At 71.2% G+C, this 8,600-nt stretch carries 9 protein-coding genes; 2 read left to right on the forward strand and 7 right to left on the reverse strand.

Annotated features, from left to right (window positions below):
* Positions 1-28: 28 nt before the first annotated feature.
* Complete coding sequence (locus DQW06_RS20885; RefSeq protein ID WP_013155877.1) at positions 29-457, reverse strand: Hsp20/alpha crystallin family protein; 429 nt, start codon at positions 455-457, stop codon at positions 29-31.
* 145 nt (positions 458-602) lie between these two features.
* Between DQW06_RS20885 and DQW06_RS20890 the strand changes: the two genes are divergently transcribed.
* A complete protein-coding gene (locus DQW06_RS20890; RefSeq protein ID WP_013155878.1) occupies positions 603-881 on the forward strand; it encodes a MerR family transcriptional regulator in 279 nt (92 codons plus the stop codon).
* Positions 882-988: 107 nt separating this feature from the next.
* Here DQW06_RS20890 and mnhG read toward each other — a convergent pair whose 3' ends face one another.
* Genes mnhG through DQW06_RS20920 form a run of 6 tightly spaced genes read right to left on the reverse strand, consistent with a single transcriptional unit; the run spans position 989 to position 7,805 of the window.
* The gene (gene mnhG / locus DQW06_RS20895) at positions 989-1,393 is read right to left on the reverse strand and encodes a monovalent cation/H(+) antiporter subunit G (protein ID WP_117199143.1); all 405 of its coding nucleotides are present in this window, start codon (positions 1,391-1,393) and stop codon (positions 989-991) included.
* Positions 1,390-1,755, reverse strand: a complete 366-nt coding sequence (locus tag DQW06_RS20900) for a monovalent cation/H+ antiporter complex subunit F (RefSeq protein WP_013155880.1) — start codon at positions 1,753-1,755, stop codon at positions 1,390-1,392. The genes mnhG and DQW06_RS20900 overlap by 4 nt, the downstream gene beginning before the upstream one ends.
* Complete coding sequence (locus DQW06_RS20905) at positions 1,752-2,369, reverse strand: Na+/H+ antiporter subunit E (protein ID WP_071621096.1); 618 nt, start codon at positions 2,367-2,369, stop codon at positions 1,752-1,754. Before DQW06_RS20905 ends, DQW06_RS20900 begins: the two co-directional genes overlap by 4 nt.
* Positions 2,366-4,024, reverse strand: a complete 1,659-nt coding sequence (locus tag DQW06_RS20910; protein ID WP_013155882.1) for a Na+/H+ antiporter subunit D — start codon at positions 4,022-4,024, stop codon at positions 2,366-2,368. The genes DQW06_RS20905 and DQW06_RS20910 overlap by 4 nt, the downstream gene beginning before the upstream one ends.
* Positions 4,025-4,026: 2 nt before the next feature.
* Entirely contained in the window at positions 4,027-4,857 is an 831-nt protein-coding gene (locus DQW06_RS20915; protein WP_013155883.1) for a Na(+)/H(+) antiporter subunit C, read from the reverse strand.
* Complete coding sequence (locus DQW06_RS20920) at positions 4,854-7,805, reverse strand: Na+/H+ antiporter subunit A (RefSeq protein ID WP_041553371.1); 2,952 nt, start codon at positions 7,803-7,805, stop codon at positions 4,854-4,856. Before DQW06_RS20920 ends, DQW06_RS20915 begins: the two co-directional genes overlap by 4 nt.
* A gap of 239 nt (positions 7,806-8,044) precedes the next feature.
* Here DQW06_RS20920 and DQW06_RS20925 point away from each other — a divergent pair, with 239 nt between their 5' ends.
* Entirely contained in the window at positions 8,045-8,521 is a 477-nt protein-coding gene (locus tag DQW06_RS20925; RefSeq protein ID WP_013155885.1) for a MarR family winged helix-turn-helix transcriptional regulator, read from the forward strand.
* Positions 8,522-8,600: the final 79 nt, after the last annotated feature.

An 8,600-nucleotide genomic window follows, 5' to 3' on the forward strand; every position in this document is an offset into this window, starting at 1 on the left:
GCCCGGCCGGAGCCGGGCCGTCGGGGGCTCAGGCCCGGATGCTGCGGGGCTGGCCCTCGCCTGTGCCGACGCTGATCTTGCGCGGCTTGGCCTGCTCGGCGACCGGGATGCGCAGGGTCAGGACGCCGTCGGCGTAGTCGGCCTGGATGGCGTCGGTCTCCAGCGTCTCGCCGAGGAACAGCTGCCGGGAGAAGGTGCCGGTGGGCCGCTCGGCGACCACCACCGACTCGCGGTCGCGCACGGTGTCGGGGCGCTCGGCGGTCACCGTGAGCACGTTGCGCTCGACCTCCAGGTCGATGGAGTCGGCGCGCACGCCCGGCAGGTCGAAGCAGACGACGAAGACATCACCGTCACGGTAGGCGTCGATCGGCATCGCGGCCGGTCGGGACGCATCGCCCAGGATCCGCTGTGTCAGGCGGTCGATGTCCCGGAAGGGGTCGGTACGCATCAGCATCATGGAAACCTCCCTTGGCTCTACTAGAAAACCTGATGCGAGGTGACGCAAGTTTTATACCTCAGTCTGGAGAGGTAAACAACTATGTCCGACAAAGATTTCCTCAAGCCGTGGGTAAGACGACGGTCCCGACGGGAAGGATGCGCTGATGAGGGGACCGGGGCCGGATCCTGTCCGGGGCCTGTACACGATCTCCGTGGCCGCGGAGCTGTCCGGCGTCGCGCCGCGGAGCCTGCGCGCCTACGAGGAGCGGGGCCTGGTCGCTCCGGCGCGCACCGAGGGCGGCACGCGGCTGTACAGCGACGACGACATCATCCGCCTGCGGCGGGTGGCCGAGCTGGCCGCCCAGGGGGTGAACCTCGCGGGGATCGGCCGGATCCTGGAGCTGGAGGAGGAGAACACCCGGCTGCGCGGCGGTCCCGGGTGAGGCGGGCGGGGGCCGGCTCCGCCCGGACCCGGCCCGGACACGGCGAGGGCCCCGGGAGCGGGCTCAGTCGCCCTCCCGGGGCCCTCGCGGGGGTTCTCGCCCGCCGTCTAGCGGGAAGCGCCGTCCGCTTCGCCGCCGCCCTTCCCGCGCTTGGCCTCCAGGCGCTCGGCCAGCTCGTCACGGGTGATGAGCTCCTCGTCGATGCGCCCGGTCCGGTAGCCCACGCGGGCGGCGATGTGGCCCGCCACCGGGACGGTCACGATCTGGAACAGCGCCACCAGCAGCAGCGTTCCGGCACTGAAGACGTTGGTCTCCACGGGGATCAGCCGGATGCCGATCCCCACCAGCACCAGCAGCAGTCCCAGGATCTGCGGCTTGGCGGCGGTGTGCATGCGCGAGAGCAGGTCGGGGAAGCGCAGCAGGCCCACGCCCGCCACGAGCGAGAGCATGGCCCCGGCCAGGACGCACAGGAGCGCCACCCAGTCCAGGACGGTGATCAGCTGGTCGCTCACGAGGTCTCCCCCTTCTCCGGCCGCTCCGAGTCGGGGACCGCGTCGGTGGGCGTCGCTGAGGTCGGATGGGCCTCGGTCGGCGTGGCGATGTGCTCCTGGTCCTCGTGCGCCCGCCGCGCGACGAACTTGGCGATGCTGACCGAGCTGACGAAGCCCAGCAGGGACAGGACCAGCAGCGTCGGCAGGACCGTGGGGTCGCGGGTGAAGGCCGCGTAGGCGCCCACGCCGGCCAGCGCCGAGGCGAGCAGCACGTCCACGGAGATGGCCCGGTCCAGGATGCCCGGACCGATGAGCATCCGGGTCACGCTCAGCAGCGCGGCCAGGCCGAGCATGACGCCGATGACGATCCACAGGACGTTCACGGTCTCCCCCTCCCGCCGCCCAGCACGGGCTCCCCGGCCCGCAGCGCGGCGATGTCCTCACGGGTGCCCAGCGCCATCACGATCCGCTCCTCCAGGTGCAGGACGTCCTCGCGCCCCTGCTCGATCGAGCCGTCGTCGTCCGCGCCCAGCACGTGCACGTACAGGGTCCGGTCCGGCTGGCCGACCTCGACGATCACCGAACCCGGGATGATCGAGCTGGCGATCGACACGCACACCTGCATCAGGTCGGAGTCGGTACGCAGCCGCACCTCCACCACCGAGCTGTGCACCCGTCCGGGCGTGAAGGTCTGCACGGTCACCCGGAAGCTGGCCCAGACCATTCGGGCGAGCATGTACACCAGCAGCCGGACCAGGTACAGCGGCCGGAACCGGAACCCCGGGGAGATCGGCGGCAGCGGGAACACCAGCATGATCACCACCGACACCAGGAAGCCCAGGACCAGCAGGCCCAGCGACTCCGGCCGCAGATGGAAGGCGTCGAAGAGCAGCATCCACACCAGGGTCATGCCGAGTGCCACCGGGATCTGCACCTTGCCCAGGCGCCTGCGCAGCGCGGTCAGGCCGATCCGCTTCTTCTCCTGCAGGCCGTTCACCGGTCGCCTCCCAGAACCGCCTCGATGTAGGGGCCGCGCGCCTGGAGCTCGACCGCCGCGTCCGAGGAGTACTCGATCAGCGGTCCGGCCAGCACCGTCAGGGCGATGCTGAACACCACCAGCGCCACCGTGGCGCCGACCATACTCCTGGGCAGGACGACGGACGTGACCACGGGCGTGGCCGCGGTCGAGGTGTCGCCCAGGCGGGAGGACGGACCGACCGCCTCGCCGGGGCCCAGGGCCGCGGTGGAGGGGTCGTCGGTCTCGGTGTCCTCCAGCACGGTGCCGGGCTCGGCCACCATGCCCTCGGAGGGCGTGCGCCAGAACGCGTAGTTCCACACCCGGGCGATGACGTACAGGGTCAGCAGGCTCGTCAGCACCGACGCGCCCACCAGGGCGTAGGCCAGCGGCGTGCCCGCCTCCACCCCGGCCTGGATCAGGCCGAGCTTGCCGAGGAAGCCCGACAGCGGCGGGATGCCGCCCAGGTTCATCGCCGGGACGAAGAACAGGACCGCGAGTATCGGCGCGATCCGCACCAGTCCGCCCAGCTGGTCCAGCGAGGTGGAGCCGCCCCGGCGCTCGATCAGACCCGTGATGAGGAACAGCGTGGTCTGCACCGTGATGTGGTGCGCGACGTAGAACACCGCGCCCGCCATGCCCTGCTCGCTGCCCAGGGCCACACCGAACACCATGTACCCGATGTGGCTGATCAGCGTGAACGACAGCAGACGCTTGATGTCGGTCTGCGCGACCGCGCCGAGGATGCCCATGATCATCGTCGCCAGGGCGACGACCATCAGCAGGTCGTTGAGCTGGTCGCCCGGGAACAGCAGGGTCTGGGTGCGGATGATCGCGTACACGCCCACCTTGGTGAGCAGGCCCGCGAACACCGCCGTGACCGGCGCGGGCGCGGTCGGATAGGAGTCGGGCAGCCACGCGGCCAGCGGGAAGACCGCCGCCTTGATGCCGAAGGCGAACAGCAGCACGACCTGGAGGACCGCCCGCAGGTCCGAGGACAGCTCGGGCAGCCGCTCGCCGAGCTGGGCCATGTTCACGGTGCCGGTCGCGCCGAAGACCAGCGCGATGGCGATGAGGAACAGCACCGACGACACCAGGGACACCACGACGTAGATGGCGCCCGCCCGCATCCGGGACTGCGTGCCGCCCAGGGTCAGCAGCACGTAGCTGGCCGTCAGCAGGATCTCGAACCCGACGTACAGGTTGAACAGGTCACCGGCCAGGAAGGCGTTGGAGACGCCCGCCACCAGGATCAGGTAGGTCGGCTGGTACACCGACAGCGGTGCCACCTCGGCCTTGCCCGCCATGCCCTGGCCGATGGAGTACACCAGCACGGCCAGCGTGATCGCCGCCGACACCGTCACCATCAGCGCGGAGAGCCGGTCGGCGACCAGGGTGATGCCGATCGGCGCCTCCCAGCCGCCCACCTGCACGACCTGCGGGCCGTAGGCGTGGGAGCCGAGCATCAGCACGAGGCCGATGACCAGCACCAGGGCCAGCGAGATGACGCTGAGCGCCTGCTGGAGCCGGGGCCAGCGGATGCCGAGCGCCAGCTTCACCCCGGCCGCGAACAGCGGGAGCACCACCGGCAGCGGGATGAAGTAGTGCAGCAGACCGACGAAGTAGTCCGTCCCCATGGTCACTCGCTCCCTTGCAGGTCGCTGTCCTCGGCGCGGGCCAGGCGCTCGCGTTCGGCCCGCATGGTCTGGCGCGCCTGCCTGCGCTGCGAGCGGATGCGGCGGCGCAGCTCGCGCCACAGCTCGCGCTCGGCGGCGCGGTCCGCCCGCCTGTGCTCGCGCAGGCGCCTGCGCCCCTGGCGGATGCGCCCGCGCAGCTCCTGGACCTGGGCGGTCATCGACTCCGCGCGGTCGCTCAGGCGGCGCATGGTCTCGCGGGACTGCTCGTCCGGATCGTTCTCCTCCGCCTCCAGCTCGTAGCGGGCCAGTTCGGCCTGCGCCCGCGCGATCTCGGCCTTGATGCGGGCCTGCTCGGCCAGCTCGCGGGCGTCGGCGGTGGCGATGGTCGCCTGGAGTTCGGCCCGCTGGCGGCGGATGTCGGCCTGGAGCCTGCGGCGCTCCTTGAGGAAGCGCTGGCGCACCGCGCGGCGGCCCTCGCCCTGGACGATGCGCAGGTCCTCCGCGTCGTCCTGGACCTCGTCGTTGCCCTCCAGCTGCCAGTTCCGGTAGGCCATGGCCAGCAGGAAGGCGGTGATGCCGAGGGTGATGACGATCGCCGTCAGGATCATCGCCTGCGGCAGCGGGTCGGTCATCTCCTCCGGTTCGGTGAACCACAGGACCGGCGGCCCGCCGGGCTCGCCCGCCATGGACAGGATCATCAGGTTGACCCCGTTGCTCATGACGATGAAGCCGAGCAGCACGCGGGTGAGGCTGCGCTCCAGCAGGAGCACGACGCCCACCGCGACCAGGACGCCGACGATGACGACCAGGAGCAGGCTGGGGGACTCGTTCACGAGATGACCTCCTCGGGGCGTTCGGGTCCCCCGGTCCTGGCCTGGGCCTCCGAGTGCGCGGCGTCCCGCTCGATCTGCTCGTCGATGCGGGCGCCGAGGCTGCGCAGGATGTCGAGGATGAGCCCGATCACCAGCAGGTACACGCCGATGTCGAAGAGCATGGACACCGTGACGTGGGCCTCGCCCAGGATCCAGAAGTCGATGTAGGTGTCGCCTCCCGCGAGGACGTCGGTGCCGAAGACGGCCCCGCCCAGCGCGGTGCCGGTGGCCACGGCCAGGCCCGCGCCGATCAGCGCGCCCGGCTGCACCCACGCGGTGGCGTACAGCTCGAACCGGCCTCCGGCCAGGTAGCGGACGATGAACGCCAGGCCCGCGACGATGCCGCCCGCGAAGCCCCCGCCGATGGCGGTGTGGCCGGTGAGCAGCAGGTACACCGAGATCACCATGATCACGGGGAACAGGAAGCGCGAGACGACCTCGAAGATGACCGACCGGCGCTCGGTGGGCAGGGCGTCGGCGCCCGGCAGCCAGGTGCGCGCCCACCGGGGCTCGACGTGCATCCTGCGGGGGGCGAACCGCAGGCCGCCGAGGTCGAGTCCGCGCTGGCCGTCGGCGGGCGGCGGCGGTTCGGTGACCGACAGGGCCATCACCCCGCCCGGCGTCTTGCGCGGCTGGGCGCGGCGGCGCACGAACATCAGGCTGGCCACGCCGGCGGCCGCGGCGGCGAGCACCGAGATCTCGCCCATGGTGTCCCAGGCCCGGACGTCGACCAGCAGGACCGAGATGATGTTGTAGCCGCCCGCCTCCTCGGCCGCGGCCGGGTAGCCCGCCGAGATGGAGGGCTCCTGGCGGCCCGCGAGGGCGAACCAGGTCATCGCGGCCACCAGGACTCCGGTGGCCGCGCCCAGGGCCAGGTTCCACACCCGGCGCCCGCGCAGCGCGGGCGCCGAGAAGCGGGCCGGGAAGCGGCGCAGCACCAGCACGAAGACCACCAGGCTGACGGTCTCCACGAGGAACTGGGTGAGCGCGATGTCGGGGGCGCCCATCAGGTAGAACAGGGCGGCGACGCCGTAGCCGCCGGTGCCCACGAGGATCACCGCGAACAGGCGGCGGCGCACGAACAGCGTCAGCAGGGCGGACGCGCCGATGATCAGGACCGGGATGATCTGGACCGGGCTGTCCCACAGGCGCACCGCGGGGTAGTCCCCCTCCCAGATCCGGCCGCTGACCATCCACCACCCGGCGGCGACGACCAGCGTGACCAGGATGGTGCCGAGGTAGACCGGCAGCGAACCGCGCTGGGTGCCGCCGGTGACCTGGAGGGCCAGGTTCTCCAGCGCGGCCAGCATCCGGCGGTAGACCCGGTCGGCGTCGGGCAGCGCGGTCCGCGTTCCCGCCCACACGATCTCGTGGCGGAACCGGAACAGCGCCAGGCCGCCCGCGACGCACACCGCCGACAGCAGCAGGGGCAGTCCCAGGCCGTGCCACAGGGCCAGGTGCTTGGCGTAGTCGCCCTCGGCGACGGGGACGGTGTCGGCGTACACGGCCAGGAAGGGGTCCACGAGGGTGGAGAGCAGGCCGCCGAGCAGGCCGAGCCCGGCCAGGACCGCGGCGGGCGCCTGGAGGAGCGGGCCGGGGGCGTGCAGCGGGGTGGCCGGGACGTTCTCCTTGTCCCAGAAGGCGCCCCACAGGAAGCGCAGGCTGTAGGCGACGGTGAAGGTGGAGCCGATCACGATGCCCGCCAGGACGGCGATGTCGGCGCCTCCGCCGTGCTCGAAGGCGCCGAAGGCCAGCTCCTTGGCGGCGAACCCGAGGGTGGGCGGCAGACCCGCCATGGAGGCCAGAGCCACGACCGAGGTCCAGAAGGTCACGGGCATGGAGGAGCGCAGGCCGGACAGCTCGCGCAGGTCGCGGGTCCCGGTGCTGTGGTCGATGACGCCGACCACGAGGAACAGCGGCGCCTTGAACAGCGAGTGCGCGATGAGCATCGAGATCCCGGCCAGGGCGCCGGCCTGGGTTCCGGCGCCCAGCAGGGTGATGAGGAAGCCCAGCTGGCTGATGGTGCCGTAGGCCAGGACCAGCTTGAGGTCGTACTGGCGCAGCGCCTTCCAGCCCGCGAGGACCATGGTGAGCGTGCCGAAGAACAGGGCCGTGTACTTCCACACGGCGACGTCGTGGAAGGCGGGGGTGAGCCGGGCCACCAGGTAGACGCCCGCCTTGACCATCGCCGCGGCGTGCAGGTAGCCGGAGACCGGCGTGGGGGCGCGCATGGCGGCGGGGAGCCACAGGCTGAACGGCAGCAGGGCCGACTTGGACATCGCGCCGACCATGATGAGCACGAGCGCGACGTTGACCAGGGCGCCGGCCGGCGGCGAGGCGACGATCTCGGAGATCACGTAGGTCCCGGCGGTCTCGCCGAGCATGATCATGCCCACGAGCATCGCCAGTCCGCCGAAGGTGGTGACGGTCAGGGCCGTCATCGCCGCCCGGCGGCTCTCCTTCAGCTCCGTGCTGTGCCCGATGAGCAGGTAGGAGAAGACCGTGGTCAGCTCCCAGTAGACGAAGAGCTGGATGAGGTCGTCGGCCAGCACCAGGCCCAGCATGGCCCCGGCGAAGGCGACGAACACCCCGGCGAAGCGGGCCAGACCGGGTTCGGAGTCGTCGAAGTAGCGGGCGCAGTAGATCAGGATCAGCGCGCCCACGCCCGCGGCGATGAGCGTCATCACCAGGCCCAGGGCGTCCATGTACAGGCCGAGCCGGAGGGAGAACTCCGGTGCCCAGGGGATGGAGACGGCGAGGGTCTCGCCGCGCATGATCGCGGGGATCTGGAAGAGGGCCCAGAGGGTGGACACACCCGGGACGACGGCGAGCGCGAGGAAGGCGTTACGGCCCCACTGGCGCACCAGTAACGGCGCGATCGCAGCTGCGATGAAATGCGCGATCAGCACTGTTGTCAATGCGCCCCTCCCGGACCTGTCCGGGCCCGCCCTGGTGTCGGACGGACGTCCACTGCCCCGCACCGTGTCCACAACCGGTCAGTGGACGGGAGGTGTCGCTACGGTTTGTGGGGGCATGGATGTATGTGAACTTGCGTGCCTTAGCTATTTAATAGCTAGACTACACAAACGTCAAACCACCGCGCGGATTGTGGACCCGCGGTGCCCGCCCAGCATGCGAGGACCGTTTCGTGCCCGACGAGACCCACGAACCCCGTGCCGAACAGCACGGTTCCGAGCTTGAGGAGTTCCAGCGCGCCTGGACCGAACTCATCAACGCGGCTCTCCACGCCCGCTCGCGCAGCGGTCACGGTCACCGGGGTGCCGAAGATCTCACTCTGACGCAGGCGCTCCTGATGGAGGCGGTGCGCGGTATGGACAGCCCCAGCGTCGGCGCCGTCGCGCACATCGTCGGTGTCTCGTCCCCCTCCGCCACCCGCATGATCCAACAGCTGGAGCGCAAGGGCATGATGGCGCGCCGCCGCTCCGAGCGCGACGAGCGCAGCACCGTGGTGACCCTCACCGAGGAGGGCGAGCGGGTGCTCGCGATCCGCCGCAGGGACATGGAGCGCAAGCAGCGCCAGGTGTTCGACGCCATAAGGCCGTCGCTGCGCCCGATGGTGCTCACCCTGCTGCGCGACCTGCGCGAGGCCCTCGACGAGACCTGAGGCGCCCGGGGCCGGCGGGGTCCCCGGTACGGGCTCGGAGCCCCCGCCCGGGGGGCCTCTGCCGTCGGCAGATCTGCCC

The organism is Nocardiopsis sp. TNDT3 (assembly GCF_003427465.1).
GTDB lineage: Bacteria > Actinomycetota > Actinomycetes > Streptosporangiales > Streptosporangiaceae > Nocardiopsis > Nocardiopsis dassonvillei.

Bases quoted from the DNA above. Each gene is read 5' to 3' on its own strand.
- DQW06_RS20885 (WP_013155877.1), bottom strand. From the start codon at position 457: ATGATGCTGATGCGTACCGACCCCTTCCGGGACATCGACCGCCTGACA.
- DQW06_RS20890 (WP_013155878.1), top strand. From the start codon at position 603: ATGAGGGGACCGGGGCCGGATCCTGTCCGGGGCCTGTACACGATCTCC.
- DQW06_RS20910 (WP_013155882.1), bottom strand. From the start codon at position 4,024: ATGGGGACGGACTACTTCGTCGGTCTGCTGCACTACTTCATCCCGCTG.